The organism is Nocardioides soli (assembly GCF_014191495.1).
In the GTDB taxonomy this organism is placed as follows: Bacteria; Actinomycetota; Actinomycetes; order Propionibacteriales; family Nocardioidaceae; genus Nocardioides; species Nocardioides soli.
In genome coordinates, this window is record NZ_JACHWR010000002.1 from 796,712 (window position 1) to 810,433 (window position 13,722).

13 protein-coding genes, 1 tRNA gene and 1 pseudogene are annotated in these 13,722 nt (G+C 69.4%); 9 read left to right on the forward strand and 6 right to left on the reverse strand.

What is annotated here, in order from left to right:
- Positions 1-3 precede the first annotated feature (3 nt).
- Positions 4-210, forward strand: coding sequence for a hypothetical protein (locus FHU40_RS14310; RefSeq protein WP_183593909.1), 207 nt, complete (start codon positions 4-6; stop codon positions 208-210).
- 85 nt (positions 211-295) lie between these two features.
- Here the strand turns inward: FHU40_RS14310 and FHU40_RS14315 are convergent, their stop codons facing one another.
- From FHU40_RS14315 to FHU40_RS14330, 4 genes are all read right to left on the reverse strand, one after another.
- Positions 296-673 carry an MscL family protein gene (locus tag FHU40_RS14315; RefSeq protein ID WP_183592968.1) on the reverse strand — a complete coding sequence of 126 codons (378 nt, stop codon included), beginning with the start codon at positions 671-673 and terminating at the stop codon, positions 296-298.
- Positions 674-682: 9 nt separating this feature from the next.
- Positions 683-1,312: an SAF domain-containing protein gene (locus FHU40_RS14320; protein WP_183592969.1), complete on the reverse strand. Its 630-nt coding sequence runs from the start codon at positions 1,310-1,312 to the stop codon at positions 683-685.
- Positions 1,313-1,537: 225 nt separating this feature from the next.
- Complete coding sequence (locus tag FHU40_RS14325; protein ID WP_183592970.1) at positions 1,538-1,843, reverse strand: FmdB family zinc ribbon protein; 306 nt, start codon at positions 1,841-1,843, stop codon at positions 1,538-1,540.
- Positions 1,844-1,917: 74 nt separating this feature from the next.
- A complete protein-coding gene (locus tag FHU40_RS14330; protein WP_183593814.1) occupies positions 1,918-2,496 on the reverse strand; it encodes a 5-formyltetrahydrofolate cyclo-ligase in 579 nt (192 codons plus the stop codon).
- Positions 2,497-2,528: 32 nt separating this feature from the next.
- Between FHU40_RS14330 and FHU40_RS14335 the strand changes: the two genes are divergently transcribed.
- The 7 genes from FHU40_RS14335 (at position 2,529) to FHU40_RS14365 (ending at position 7,907) form a co-directional block, all read left to right on the forward strand.
- On the forward strand, positions 2,529-3,917 hold the full coding sequence (locus FHU40_RS14335) for a UTP--glucose-1-phosphate uridylyltransferase (protein ID WP_183592971.1): 1,389 nt from the start codon (positions 2,529-2,531) through the stop codon (positions 3,915-3,917).
- Complete coding sequence (gene glp / locus FHU40_RS14340) at positions 3,910-5,163, forward strand: molybdotransferase-like divisome protein Glp (protein WP_183592972.1); 1,254 nt, start codon at positions 3,910-3,912, stop codon at positions 5,161-5,163. The genes FHU40_RS14335 and glp overlap by 8 nt, the downstream gene beginning before the upstream one ends.
- Positions 5,163-5,639: a cyclic pyranopterin monophosphate synthase MoaC gene (gene moaC / locus FHU40_RS14345; RefSeq protein ID WP_183592973.1), complete on the forward strand. Its 477-nt coding sequence runs from the start codon at positions 5,163-5,165 to the stop codon at positions 5,637-5,639. Before glp ends, moaC begins: the two co-directional genes overlap by 1 nt.
- A complete protein-coding gene (locus FHU40_RS14350) occupies positions 5,636-6,130 on the forward strand; it encodes a MogA/MoaB family molybdenum cofactor biosynthesis protein (RefSeq protein ID WP_183592974.1) in 495 nt (164 codons plus the stop codon). The genes moaC and FHU40_RS14350 overlap by 4 nt, the downstream gene beginning before the upstream one ends.
- Positions 6,131-6,165: 35 nt before the next feature.
- On the forward strand, positions 6,166-6,729 hold the full coding sequence (locus tag FHU40_RS14355) for a GNAT family N-acetyltransferase (protein ID WP_343057868.1): 564 nt from the start codon (positions 6,166-6,168) through the stop codon (positions 6,727-6,729).
- A gap of 67 nt (positions 6,730-6,796) precedes the next feature.
- The gene (sepX, locus tag FHU40_RS14360) at positions 6,797-7,747 is read left to right on the forward strand and encodes a divisome protein SepX/GlpR (RefSeq protein WP_183592976.1); all 951 of its coding nucleotides are present in this window, start codon (positions 6,797-6,799) and stop codon (positions 7,745-7,747) included.
- 87 nt (positions 7,748-7,834) lie between these two features.
- Positions 7,835-7,907, forward strand: a tRNA-Ala gene (locus FHU40_RS14365).
- 593 nt (positions 7,908-8,500) lie between these two features.
- Here FHU40_RS14365 and FHU40_RS14370 read toward each other — a convergent pair.
- A pseudogene (locus FHU40_RS14370) lies at positions 8,501-8,917 on the reverse strand (integrase core domain-containing protein); the annotation flags it as partial.
- A gap of 399 nt (positions 8,918-9,316) precedes the next feature.
- Between FHU40_RS14370 and FHU40_RS14375 the strand changes: the two are divergent.
- On the forward strand, positions 9,317-9,928 hold the full coding sequence (locus FHU40_RS14375) for a hypothetical protein (RefSeq protein WP_183592978.1): 612 nt from the start codon (positions 9,317-9,319) through the stop codon (positions 9,926-9,928).
- Between the two features lie 377 nt (positions 9,929-10,305).
- On the opposite strand, the gene FHU40_RS14380 is transcribed toward FHU40_RS14375, so the two are convergent.
- On the reverse strand, positions 10,306-13,662 hold the full coding sequence (locus FHU40_RS14380) for an ATP-binding protein (RefSeq protein ID WP_183592979.1): 3,357 nt from the start codon (positions 13,660-13,662) through the stop codon (positions 10,306-10,308).
- Between the last annotated feature and the right edge of the window lie 60 nt (positions 13,663-13,722).

Here is a 13,722-nt window from a genome sequence, read left to right on the forward strand (position 1 = left end):
CGGGTGAGCGAGCAGCAGCCGACGGAGCCGGACACCCAGCCGGACACCGAGCGGGACGCCGAGTGGCGGCGCCGCCGGCGGCGCGCCGAGATCTTCGGCGACGTGCTGCCCGAGACCACGAACGACGAGCGCGACCCGGCCCGGCCCGACCGGGAGCCGGCCGGGGACCGGTGGCTGCGGGAGCAGGTGCCCCCGCACCACGGTTCCTGAGGAGGTTGCGCTAGCAACCGTCTCGAAGGGTGGTTCCTGAGGAGGTTGCGCTAGCAACCGTCTCGAAGGGCGGTCAGTAGGCGGCTCAGGCCCCCGGCGTCGGGCGGCCCTGCTGTGCGGCGAGCAGGTCGCGGATCTCCTCCAGGAGCTGGACGTCCTCGGGCGTCCCGGGCTCCTCGCTCGGGAAGTACTTCTCCTTGGCCTTCGTGTAGGGCAGCACGATCGCGAAGTAGACGATCGCGGCCATGATCACGAAGGCCACCACGGCGGTGAGCCAGTCGCCGATCCCGATGCCGTTCCAGTTGTAGGACGAGAAGTTCGGCGTCCCGCCGATCTTGCCGATCAGGTCCATGATCAGCTCGACAGTCGCCTTGACTACCGCGGCGAAGGCGGCGGCCATGATGAACGCGACCGCGAGCTCGACCAGGTTGCCCCGCAGGATGAAGTTCTTGAATCCGGTCATGGCCCGACGCTAATGGGCGAAGGCGATGGTGAGGAAGGTCCGCACCGACGCGTCCGCGATGCGGGCGACGTCGCCGGGCGCGGTGCCGACCACGACGAGCCGGCCGGTCAGGCTGGTGGCACCGGCCTCGTCGGGGGTGCCGGGCAGGGCCAGCACCGGCACCGACTCGGCGACCACGGCCGCCGGCCCGCCCTCCGGGTCGGCGGAGACCAGGTCGATCCGGTCGCCGACCCGCAGCAGCGCGGCGGTCCCGGCGTCCGGGAGCCGCACCGGTACGGCGACCAGACCGGGGTAGCCATCGGTGAGGGCCGGGCCGACCAGGCGTACGTCGGTCACCGGCTCGCCCGCCCGCAGCGGCGCCGCCAGCGTGCCACCGACGGGCTCGGCGGCGAGCCCCTCGGGTGCCGAGTCGGGCGCGAACTCCGCGCGGCGCACGTCCCCGGCGCTCAGCACCGTGCCGGACGGCAGGTCGCGGGCGGCCACGGTCACCGTCACCCGCGGGGGCGGCCCGGCCGCGGTGGCATGCAGGCCGGCGGCGACGGCGACCGCCGTCAGCAGCGCGGCGAGCAGTCGCCGGCGCGCGAGCAGCGTGCGGCGCAGAGTTCGGCGTACGACGGCGAGACGGTCACGGACGGACATGCCGCGACGCTAGGAGAACGAGCCGGGTTCGCGCTCCGGCTCTCCACAGGGCCCGGCCCGGGCTCAGCCTCGATCCACCGATTTGCGGCGTCGCGAGCGTCGCCAGGCGGGTGTGCTGGCCAGGCGCCGGCGCGAGCGTCGTACTGGTTGTCCGTTGAGCGTCGGTAACGCAGCCAGCGCGCCCGAATGGTGGCGCGCAGCAGGCGGAAATCGGTGGATCGAGGCTCAGTCGGAGGACGCCGCGGCGGCGGTCGCCGCTGGCTTCGACTCGCTCTTGGTCTCGGTCTTCGTGCTCGAGGAGTCCGACGTCGACGAGTCGGACTTCGAGGAGCCGCCGTCGGTGGCGGACCCGCCGGAGCGGCTGTCGGTGCGGTAGAAGCCCGAGCCCTTGAAGACGACGCCGACGGCGTTGAAGAGCTTGCGCAGCTTGCCCTGGCACTCCGGGCACGTGGTCAGCGCGTCGTCGGAGAAGCTCTGGAACTGCTCGAAGGCATGGCCGCACTCGGTGCAGGCGTACTGATAGGTCGGCACGGTTCTCCTTCTCGGACGGCCCCGGGCTGGCACTCGGCACTGACGAGTGCCAAGAGTACCCGAGACCTCCAGCGTCAGCCGCGCAGCCGCACGATTCCCGCCGGGCTCGCGGCGTGGGTCACCCGGCGGTCGTGCGGCTCGGCCGGCACGGCGACCCCGACCTCCTCGTCGTAGAGCAGCACGCAGGTGAAGGTGCCGACGGGGACCCGGCCCAGCGCCCGGTCGTAGGAGCCGCCCCCGCGACCGAGCCGGAGCCCGTCCGCGGCGACCGCCAGCCCCGGCACGAGCACCGCGTCGGCGGTGCCGACCGACTCGGGTCCGAGTCGCCGCCCGGCCGGCTCGAGCAGGCCGAAGCGCGCGGGGAGCAGCGAGTCCGGACCGTCGTACGCCGCCCAGTCGAGGTCGCCGTCGGGCAGCAGCACCGGCAGCACCACCCGCTTGCCGGCGGCGCGCAGCCCGTCGAGGAGCGGGCCGGTGCCGGGCTCGCCGTCGATCGAGACGTACGCCGCGACCGTCGCCGCCCGGCGTACCTCCGGTGCCCCGAGCAGGTGCGCCGCGATGGCGTGCGCGTCGGCGACCACGTCGACCAGCGGGCGGCGGCCGCGGGCGGTGAGCAGCCGGTCCCGGACGGCCAGCTTGGCCGGAGATTGCATGTGCCTCACCAGGGAAGCCTACGATCGTGAGTATGGGTTCTGCTGGCCTCCAGAGGGCACGCGAGAAGATGTCCGCCGCGGGCATCGACGAGATCGCGATCGAGACCTTCGCCCACTACTACCGGCTCCTCGAGCACGGTGAGACGGGGATGATCCCCGAGGCGTCGATCGACCCCGTCGACATCGACGCGCTGGCCGACGTCGAGGTGTCCGACGAGGACGGCGCGGCCGCGGTGCGGGCGACGGCGGTGATCAAGCTCAACGGCGGCCTCGGCACCTCGATGGGCATGGACCGGGCCAAGTCGCTGCTGTGCGTGCGGCGCGGGCTGTCCTTCCTCGACATCATCGCCCGGCAGATCCTGCACCTGCGGCGCGACTACGACGCGACGCTGCCGCTGATCTTCATGAACAGCTTCCGCACCTCCGCCGACACGATGGCGGCGCTGGCGCGCTACGAGGACCTGCCGGTCGAGGGCCTGCCGCTGGAGTTCCTGCAGAACAAGGAGCCCAAGCTGCTCGCCAAGGACCTCAGTCCGGTCAGCTGGCCCAAGGACCCCGACCTCGAGTGGTGCCCGCCCGGCCACGGCGACCTCTACACCGCGCTGCGTGGCACCGGCCTGCTCGACCTGCTGATCGAGGCGGGCTACCGGTACGTGTTCGTCTCCAACTCCGACAACCTCGGTGCGGTGCCCGACCCACTGGTCGCCGGCTGGTTCGCCACGAGCGGCGCGCCGTTCGCGATCGAGGCGGTCCGCCGTACGCCGTCCGACCGCAAGGGCGGCCACTTCGCCCGCCGCAAGTCCGACGGCCGCCTGGTGCTGCGCGAGACCGCCCAGACGCCGGCGGAGGACCGCAAGGCGCTCGCCGACCTCGACCGGCACCGCTTCTGCTCCACCAACAACCTCTGGTTCGACCTGGTCGCGATGCAGAACGAGCTGGACCGCCGCGGCGGCATCCTCGGCCTGCCGCTGATCCGCAACGTCAAGCCGGTCGACCCGAGTGACAAGTCCACGCCCGAGGTGATCCAGATCGAGACCGCCATGGGTGCGGCGATCGAGGTGTTCGAGGGCGCGGCGCTGATCGAGGTCGGGCGCGACCGGTTCGTGCCGGTCAAGACCACCAACGACCTGCTGGTGCTGCGCTCCGACGTCTACGACATCGGCCAGGACTTCGTGCTCGACCAGACCGTTCCCGACGTCCCCTTCGTCGACCTCGACGCGAGCTACTACCGGCTCGTCGGCGAGTTCGACAAGCGCTTCCCGGAGGGCGCGCCCTCGATGCGCAAGGCGCAGTCGCTGCGGGTGGCGGGGGACTGGACCTTCGGCCCCGGCGTCCAGGTCGTCGGCGACGTCGAGCTCGAGGCCGGCGCCGCCCAGCGCGTCCCGGCGGACGCCGTGCTGACCACCGGCTCGGATGCCTGACCCGGCCGCGGGGGCGCACCCCGAGCTGCTCACCGTCGACGAGCACCGCGCGCGCATCCTGGAGGCGATCGAGCCGCTGCCCGACTTCCCGCAGCCGCTCATGGACGCCCTGGGCCTGGCCATCGCCGAGGACGTCGTCGCCGAGGTGGCGCTGCCGTCGTTCGACAACTCCGCGATGGACGGCTACGCCGTACGCCGCGAGGACGTCGTCGCGGCCACCGACGAGACGCCCGTGCACCTGCCCGTGGTCGGCGAGATCGGTGCGGGCCAGGGTGGCCTGCTGGCGCTGCCGCCCGGCACGGCCGCCAAGATCATGACCGGTGCGCCGGTGCCCGCCGGCGCCGACAGCGTCGTGCCCTACGAGTGGACCGACCGCGGCGTCGCCCAGGTGCGCATCAGCGCGGCGCCGACGCTCGGGCAGCACATCCGGCCGATGGGCGACGACGTCGCCGTCGGCGACGTGCTGGTCTCCCAGGGCACGGTCCTGGGGCCGCGCCACCTCGGCCTGCTGGCCGCCGTCGGCCGGGCCACCGTGCGCTCCCGCCCGCGTCCGAGGGTGGTCGTGCTGTCCACCGGATCCGAGCTCCGCGACCCCGGCACGCCGCTGGGCCGGGACTCGATCTACGACGGCAACTCCTATCTGCTGGCCGCGGCCGCGCGGCGGACGGGCGCGATCGCCTACCGGGTGGGGATCGTCCCCGACCAGCCGCATGCCTTCCTCGACGCGCTGCACGACCAGCTCGTGCGGGCCGACCTCGTCGTCACCAGTGGCGGCGTCTCGCAGGGCGACTACGACGTGGTCAAGGAGGCGCTCACCCCGCTGGGCACCGTGTGGTTCGGCGGGATCCGGATGCAGCCCGGCAAGCCGCAGGGCTTCGGCCACGTCGGAGACGACCGCACCCCGATCTTCACGCTGCCGGGCAACCCGGTGTCGTCGTACGTCTCCTTCGAGCAGTTCGTGCTGCCGGCGATCCGCAAGCTGATGGGTCGCACGCCGTACGCGCGACCGACCGTGCCCGCGCGCCTCACCCACGCGATCGGCTCGCCCGCCGGGCGCCGGCAGCTGGTGCGGGCCGAGTACGGCGTCGACGCGGGCGCGGCGTACGCCACGCCGGTCGGTGGACACGGTTCCCACCTGATCGGCGATCTGGCATCGTCCAACGCGCTGGTCGTGGTGCCCGAGGACGTCACCTCGGTCGCCGCCGGCACGCAGGTGCAGGTGCTGAGGCTCGACGAGGAGTTCTGATGTCGGAACCGCGCTTGACGCACGTGGACGAGTCGGGCGCGGCCCGGATGGTCGACGTGTCGGGCAAGGCCGTCACCGCGCGCACCGCCTCGGCCTCGGGCCGGGTGCTGGTGTCGCCGGAGGTCGTCGCGCTGCTGCGCGGGGACGGCGTGCCGAAGGGCGACGCGCTCGCGGTCGCCCGGATCGCCGGCATCATGGGCGCCAAGCAGACGCCGTCGCTGGTGCCGCTGTGCCACCCGCTGTCGATCTCGGGGGTGACCGTCGACCTCTCCGTCGCCGACGACGCCGTCGAGATCGTCGCGACTGTGCGCACCAACGACCGCACCGGCGTCGAGATGGAGGCCCTGACCGCGGTGTCCGTGGCCGCGCTGACCGTCGTCGACATGGTCAAGGCAGTCGACAAGGGCGCCGTGATCACCGACGTGCGCGTCGAGACCAAGACCGGCGGCAAGTCGGGGGACTGGTCGCGGCCATGAGCGGGCCGGACGAGTCGGCGCTGCCCGCCGCGGTGGTCGTGGCCTCCAACCGGGCCGCGGCCGGTGTCTACGAGGACGCCACCGGGCCGCTGATCGTGGACTTCCTGCGCGAGCTGGGATTCGCGGTCGACGCCCCGGCCGTCGTACCCGACGGCGAGCCGGTGGGCGCGGCGATCGCCGCCGCGGCCGGGGCCGGCGCGCGAGTGGTGCTCACCACTGGCGGCACCGGGCTCACCCCGACCGACCGCACGCCGGAGGTCACCCGGGTGCTGTTGGACTTCGAGGCTCCGGGGATCGCCGAGGCGATCCGGGCGTACGGCGTCGCGAACGGCGTCCCGTCGGCGGTGCTCTCGCGTGGGCTGGCCGGCGTCGTCGGCCGGTGCCTGGTGGTGAACCTGCCCGGCTCGCGGGGTGGGGTGAAGGACGGGCTCGCGGTGCTCCGCCCGATGCTCGTGCACGCCGTGGAGCAGATTGCCGGAGGCGATCATTGACCGCCGGGTGGCCGGCTCGGCTGGAGTCGCGCGAGGTGACCGTCCGCCCGCTGATCGGCTCCGACGCCCGCGCCTGGCGCGACGCCCGCCGGCGCAACGGTGCGTGGCTGACGCCCTGGGACGCGACCGCGCCACCGGGGGCGGACGCCCGGCCCTCGACGTTCCGGTCGCTGGTGCGCCGGTTGCACCGGCAGGCGCGGGCGGGCACGACGTACCCCTTCGCGATCGACGTCGACGGCCGGTTCGCCGGACAGCTCACCGTGAACAACATCGTGCGCGGCTCGGCGCAGTTCGCCTCGGTGGGCTACTGGCTCGACCAGCGGTACGCCGGGCGCGGGGTGATGCCGCGCGCCGTGGCGCTGGTGATCGACCACTGCTTCACGGTCGCCCGACTGCACCGGATCGAGGTGGCCATCCGGCCCGAGAACTCCAACTCGCTGCGGGTCGTCGAGAAGCTCGGCATCCGTGAGGTCGGCTTCGCGCCGCTCTTCCTGCACATCGACGGCGCGTGGCGCGATCACCGCATCTACGCCGTCACCGTCGAGGAGTGCCCCGAGGGGATGCTCCGGAGGCTCGATTCTCACGAGTCACACGAGTGATTTTGCGACACACCTGTGGACATCCGCGGCCTCGTGAGGTAGCACTCATAACCTCTGTCTCGTGGACATGAGCGCTTTGATCTTCGTCGCCCTCGCCGTGGCGTGGGCGGTCTACCTCGTGCCCAAGGCGCTCAAGCACCACGACGAGGACGCCCGAAGCCGCACCGTCGACCGGTTCTCGCACACGATGCGCGTGCTGGCCCGACGCGAGCCCGTCGACAAGCGCACCGCCCGGCTGGTGACGCCGGACGGCCAGGCCGTCGACGAGGAGCAGCCGGCCGGGGTCTCCCGCGCCGAGCGCCGAGCGGAGCGTCGCGCCGCGAAGGCCGAGCGCCAGGTGGCCCGGGCCGCCGAGGCCGAGCGCCTCGCCGCCTCGCTCACTCCCGCCCAGGTCCGGGCCCGCCGGGCCGCGGCCGGGCGGGCCACCAAGCGGCGCCGCAACGTGCTCGGCGTCGTGCTGCTCACCAACCTCGTCGTCATCGGCCTCGCCGCGTTCGGCGTGCTCGCGTGGCCGTACGTCGCGCTCCCGGCCGCGCTGCTCGTCGGCTGGCTGGTGCTGTGCCGGCTGATGGTCAAGGGCGAGCAGCGACTGCTGCCCGCGCGCCGTCCCGGCGACCGCACGCCGGTCGACCGGATGCCCGCCGACGCCCCCGCCGACGCACCGGCCGAGGACGACGCCGAGACCCGCGAGCGCGAGGTCACCGACCCGGCGGTCGAGGCCGCTGAGGAGGCGGCCGACGACATCGACCCGATGGAGGACACCTCCGCCGGTATCTCCGCCATCGTCGACCCGGCGATGTGGGACCCGGTCCCGGTCACGCTCCCGACGTACGTCACCAAGCCGGCCGCGACCCGCCGTACCGTCCGCACCATCGACCTCGACTCCACCGGCGTGTGGACCTCCGGCCGCACCGACGCGGACGCCCAGCTCGCCCGCGAGGCCGACGAGGCGGAGAAGGCCGAGAAGGCCGCCCGCTCCCGCCGCGACGGCGACGACAACCGCGCGGTCGGCTCCTAGTCGGTCCCCGAGCAACCCGGTACCGAGCCGATTCGGTGCTCACCCAGGCCGGGTGCTAACGTTTCCCACCGCGTCGTACGACGCACTGGGGCTGTGGCGCAGTTGGTAGCGCGTCTCGTTCGCAATGAGAAGGTCAGGGGTTCGAATCCCCTCAGCTCCACAAACCGAGAAGGCCTCTGGTCAGCCGAAACGCTGGCCGGGGGCCTTGGTCGTTCACCGGGCGGGGCGGGCTGGGGGTGCGCGTGGCCCCCGACGGCGCGGTTTCGGCGAATCACGCTGATCGGCGGCAACGCGCGCCGCGTGAGGGCGCTGCACGCAGGTGCGGGCGTGTGCCCTCACCTGATCCGCCGCCAGATCTCCGAGTTCGAGTGGACTGATCGCCTTCTCAAGCACCTGACGAATCTGCTCGCACTTCGGTCGATCCACGACACTCAGGTTGGGTACGACGAAGCCTGGCGCACCGCGAGGGAGCGGGGAACTTCAAGTACGACGCTCCGGCGCACCACCCACAACACCTACGACGCCGCCGGCCGGCCCAAGAAGCAGCGGACGACCAGCGCAGGCACGACCAGCGCAGGCATGACCGGCTCCACCTTCGCCAACGGTCAAGCCATCACCTGCTCAGGCACCACCGGCCTACCCACCCAGACCACCGCGGTCGACGCGACCGGCACCGAGACGGGTGCCCGATCACGACCGGTTACGACGCGTGGTGAACCGCCCCGGGGTTTCCGGACACTTCGTTTGGTGTCTCTACCCGGTTGGGCGGAGACGGTTTCGTGCAGCGTAGTGAACTTCTTCTGCCTGGATCGGTGTCAGGTCGTCGATCGTTTCGTGGGTGCGCTCGGTGTTGAACCAGGCGACCCACGACAAGGTGACGAGCTCGACGTGCTCGACGTCGCGCCAGGGGCCTCCGGGACGGATGAGCTCGGTCTTGTAGATCCCGATCTGGGACTCGGCCAGCGCGTTGTCGTAGGCGTCGCCCACCGAACCCACTGACGGGTCCACGCCGGCGTCGATGAGCCGGCTGGTGAACGCGAACGAGGTGTACTGGCTGCCCGCGTCGGTGTGGTGCACCAGCCCGGTCAGGTCCTCGATACCGTCACGTCCACGGGTCCAGATCGCGTGCTCGAGGCAGTCCAGGACCAGGTCGGTGGTCATCTGTGTGGCGTCACCGAACCGGGCACGGAACCTGGCAAGGCCCACCAAGTCCCTGAAGGCCAGGAGCGGTACCTGGTACGGCGTTGGCTACTCCAGCGGCTACCAGTGGCTGCGCACCGGCAAGCCCACGTGAGAAGAGCGACCAAGGCGACCTGCCGGGCGACCAGGGGGTCGTGGAAGAAGATCGCGGCCCAGGTGATTGCGCGGACGTCCGGGTTCCCGAGCGTGAACGCTACGTCGAAAAGCGAAGCGGATCGCTGCCCGCTGACCCATGATGGGGTGCCGCTGGCGAGCAGCGGGCTGCAAGCTGTCGGCCGCCATGAGGTGAGGCATCTACAACGGGACCGATGCCCCGCTGGAAGGAGAGCAATGACCCCAGTGCGACGTGGTGCACGGACGCAGTTGATCGTGGAGTTCGCGGTATCACTGGTGACCTGGTTGGTCTTCCTGACCGCCTTGAGCTTGCTGTATCGCGTGGGGTTGAGCGTGATGGCCTCTGGTGGGTTCTGCGCTCGTGGTGGGCCCTACCAGATCGCGACCGCATGTAGCGACAGCACTGTCGTGTTCGGCTCCCTCGCGCTCCCCGTGATCATCGTGGCGGTCTTGGTGAACGCGGGTTTCGTCAAGGCATGGGGGCCGGCTTTGGCGATGTTCTTCTGGCCGATCCTGTTCACCACGATGGGGGTCGCGTTCCTGCGCGGCGCGCGGCTCGACGGCTACGCGGACGTCATGGGATACATCCTGGGCGTCATCTTCATCGTCATGAGTGGCACCCCGTTCCTGCTGGTGAAGGTCCTCCGAGGTCGTACCGGATGGGACGTGTTGGCGCTTCGAGTGGTCCCCGCCTCGGCGCAGCCCGACATCCACGTCACGCTGGATCAGGCTGGAATCCCGGTCGTCACCAGAGATGCGCCAAGGGTCACCTCAGGTGCAGCAAACGCTCTGTCCGGCGCGGCCTTCATCGTGGCGTGCGCGATGATCGCTCTTGTCATCAGCGACCTGCTCTACACCAGCGTGTGAATGGTGAGTCAGGCACACATCGGACGGCCCTTCGTTCCGACGGTCGCGGACCTGGGCCCGTAGGTAGCGGTCTCCTCCGCCCCGCACCTCCATTGGACGTGCACAGGCTGACCTGGAGCTACTCCCGGCGTTGAGGCCGGACTCAGCACGTTGTCCTCGATGAGGGTTCGGCAGGTTGCGGGCAGCTGATCACCCAGCCGTTTCGGTTGCCGGGCCGTGGTGCCTGTCGCGCTTGTTGGCGGGGTCGGTGGCTCGTTCACAGACGTGACCTGTTCAGGTGCATTGCCTGGTCAACGCGATCCAACTCGCAGACCGCGGCGCCGCCGGATCGTATTCCGCGCATGGGATCCTCACCGTTTGGTGACGATCAGCGCGGCTCAGTTCCTGCTGGCGATGCGTCTTTCCAAGTCTTCGGTTCGTGCCTGCCACAACGGTGCTGTGGTCCGCGTGCAGAAGACACGGGCCTGGCTCAGGTGGTGGCGCGCAGCGGTGATGTCACCGATCGTGAATGCTGCCATGCCTAGGTAGAGGTCCACCGGCCCAGCATCGATGGTTGCGTTGTTGGCCGCGAAGCCGGTGTAGGGGAGCAGGTGGTCATAGAGGGCTTTGGCAGCATCGGCGCGTTCAACCTCCAACGACACCTCTGTGAGATAACAGAGCCCGAGTAGCCGAAGCATGTCGACCGGAAGTTTCGCGAAGTCGGTCGCGACGAATTCATCGAGGATGTCCTCGGCGTCACGATGACGTCCAGCCGCGGTCAGCGATACGGCGTATGCTGCCCGCCAGGCGGGAATCCCGTCGGCGTGGGTGACGGCTTGTTCCTCAATTGATTCGACCAGTTCGGCGAGTCGGCCCGAGACGTGATGTAGTCCGAACAGCTGGCCGGCGAACCAGTCCATCGCGTCAGGTTGTTCGCACTTGACCCCCAACTCCAAAGCCTCCAGGGCTGTCGCTTCGCCCAAGGTCAGGTCGCCGCGCATCAGGATTCGGGCGGCCTGCCAGCTGCGAACCAGCCAGGTTCGAGCGGGATGGCGCAGCTCTTCGGCTAGGAATCGGGACCGCTCCAGAGCACGGTCTGCGGTGGCAAAATCACCGGTCATCATGGTGCCCTGTGCCAGCGCAATGGCTGCGTTGAGTTGGAGTTCAGGATCCAGCCGTGAATGCGCGAACTCGTAGAGCCGTCCGGCGATCTCGACACATCCGTGCGGGTCATCGAAAGTGGCATACAGCACCGAGTATCGGTCGCACATCGCCTCTCCCAGAAGAACCGGGTCATCGACAGTGCAGGCCAACTCGAACGACTCCTTGCTGCGGCTCAGAGCCAACTCTCGTTGTTGGGGGGCACGCACGTTCTCCATGGCCCACAAGGACAGCAATCGTGAACGTGAGGTGGTATTCGTGTCTGAGCACAGTTGGAGGGCCGCCTCAATGAGGATGACCCGTTCGTAGTCCACTTCGCTGGTACTGGAATACCAGCCGCGGTTGTTGGCCACTGCCGCGGCGGTCAACCGGGTCTCATCGCCCATCTCTTGCGCCAGCCGGGCAGCCATGAGCAAATGCTCTCGGTAGGCCTGCCCGGCCTCGAAGGCCGCGGTGCCACGACGTAGCAGAAGGTCGCAGCGCATCTCCGCGGATACGTCGACGGGCAACATCTGCCAGGCCCGTTCGTACAGGCCAAGTGCCGCCGATGGAGCACGCTGGGCCGCCGATACGTCACCGGCGGCGATCAACGCTTCGATGGCCCGGTGCGGAGTGCCGAGCGCGGCCGCTTGGACGTGGTGGTGGGCCAGTTCGTGCAGGCGTTCCGCGTCGAGGATCGGCCCGGACTCTTCCATGGCTGTGGCCACGGCCAGGTGCAGGCGGGCTCGCTGGATCCTGGGGATCGCCTCATAGGCGGCGGAACGGATGATCGCGTGGGTGAACTGGTAGCGCAGTACGGGGCCGGGCATCTCTTCAATGAGTCGGGCATAGCTGGCTGCCGTGAGGAAGTCATCAGTGATGTCCTCACCGAGGTTGCCCGTCCGTCCCAGCACCAACGGATCGAAACGCTGACCTAGGACGGCGGCGACCTGTACGGCTTCTCGCGTCGCATCCGGCAGTTGCCGCAGACGCGCTCCCACGACGGCGCGCAGGCCCGCTGGCAGTTCCTGAGGAAAGGACTCGACCGATACATCGTCGAGGAGTTCCAGTTGCCGGGCCAACTCCAAGACGTAGAGCGGATTCCCGGCCGTGATCTCGGTGATGTGGTCGATCAGTTCAGTCGAATCAACTGATCTCCGGGTGGCAGAGCTGAGTTCATTGGCGAGCAGGGTGGCAACTGCCGAGTTGTCCAGACCGGTCAGTGGAAGGTGTGTGACTGTCGGGGAGTGACGTAGGAACTCATTGAACTGGCCGGTGGTGGGTTCATCGGCATGTTCGCGATCGCGGTACGTCATCACCACGAGCGCAGGTGTCTGCGCGGCGACGCTGAGCAGGTGCCTCAGTACGTGTGGTGACTCGGCGTCGGCCCACTGCACGTCATCGATGACCAGACACAGGGGACCATCAGCCGCAACGGTGGTGAACCAGATGACGAACGCGTCCAAGATTCGCTGACGTTCCGTTTCCGGTGTGGAGGTGAACTCAGCCGCCATTCCATCGGGCAGTCGATCGATGAGATCGGGGACAAGGGCTCGCAGTGCGGATGCGCCAGACCCGATCCGAGAAGCCAAGTCCGCGGCGTCGCGGTGAGCCAGATCGGCGCGAAGCAAGTCGATTACGGGTTGGTAGGCGATACCAAGAGCATCGTCGCAGCGGGTCCAGAGCATGCATGCGGCGTCGAGGCCAGTCACGAAGTCGGCCACCAGGCGCGTCTTACCAATGCCCGGATCGCCGCTGACGGTGACGATCTGGAGGCCCGTGCGTGCGGCCTGCCACGCTGTGTTGAGTTCCGCGAGTTCGCGCCCGCGGCCCACCAAACCGACATGTTGCGCCGCTACTGGCCCGGTGCGCCGAGCTGATGGCTCGCCCTTTCCTGCTGCGAGCGCACGACGATGCTGGGCTTGCAGTTCAGGACCTGGTTCGAGACCAAGCTCGTCGACGAACACTTTACGTGCCCTGCGGTAGGCCTCCAATGCCTCGCTGCGCTGCCCGGACAGATTCAGGGATTGGAGTAGCTGAACCCAAGCTCGTTCGACAAGCGGATCGGATTCGACCTGAGCGTAAAGCTCCGGGATCACCTGTTCGAAGCGTCCGGCGGCAAGATGCGCATCGACCAAGTCACCCATCGCCTGGCTATGAAGCCGCTGCAGCCGGGCTACCTGTGGTTGCAGCCCAGCAACCTCGTTCAAATCACCGAACACCGGCCCATGCCACATTGCCAGTGCCTCCGACAGAGCCTCGATTGCTTCGTCAGCACGCTTGTCGACGAGCAGTTCCAGCCCGTGGGCGTGCAGGCGCTCGAAGCGAACGGAGTCCAAGGAGATCTGATCAGGATCGATCTGGTAGCCGGTAGAAACCCGTTCGATCCTGATTCCCAGGGTAGACCGCAGTCTTGACACGTGAGCCTGAAGAGCATGTGCCGGATCGTCCGGATCTTCGCTCCACAAGTCGGCGGCGAGGACATCCACCGCAACCGTTGCCCCCTGGGCCGTTGCCAGGTGAGCCAGGACCAGCCGCTGTTTGGGGCCACCAGGATGGATCAGGACGCCGGCTCGTGATGCCTTGAGGACGCCAAGCACCTTCATATCGAGCATCGAATGCGGCCTCCTCGACACTGGGCGCCGGTGGTCGGTCCACCGTGCTCGTCCAGGGAG

Excerpts from the sequence above, each read along its gene's own strand:
- FHU40_RS14315 (WP_183592968.1), bottom strand. The coding sequence starts at position 673 with ATGACCGGATTCAAGAACTTCATCCTGCGGGGCAACCTGGTCGAGCTC.
- FHU40_RS14320 (WP_183592969.1), bottom strand. The coding sequence starts at position 1,312 with ATGTCCGTCCGTGACCGTCTCGCCGTCGTACGCCGAACTCTGCGCCGC.
- FHU40_RS14330 (WP_183593814.1), bottom strand. The coding sequence starts at position 2,496 with ATGCAATCTCCGGCCAAGCTGGCCGTCCGGGACCGGCTGCTCACCGCC.
- FHU40_RS14335 (WP_183592971.1), top strand. The coding sequence starts at position 2,529 with ATGGGTTCTGCTGGCCTCCAGAGGGCACGCGAGAAGATGTCCGCCGCG.
- glp (WP_183592972.1), top strand. The coding sequence starts at position 3,910 with ATGCCTGACCCGGCCGCGGGGGCGCACCCCGAGCTGCTCACCGTCGAC.
- moaC (WP_183592973.1), top strand. The coding sequence starts at position 5,163 with ATGTCGGAACCGCGCTTGACGCACGTGGACGAGTCGGGCGCGGCCCGG.
- FHU40_RS14350 (WP_183592974.1), top strand. The coding sequence starts at position 5,636 with ATGAGCGGGCCGGACGAGTCGGCGCTGCCCGCCGCGGTGGTCGTGGCC.
- sepX (WP_183592976.1), top strand. The coding sequence starts at position 6,797 with ATGAGCGCTTTGATCTTCGTCGCCCTCGCCGTGGCGTGGGCGGTCTAC.
- FHU40_RS14380 (WP_183592979.1), bottom strand. The coding sequence starts at position 13,662 with ATGCTCGATATGAAGGTGCTTGGCGTCCTCAAGGCATCACGAGCCGGC.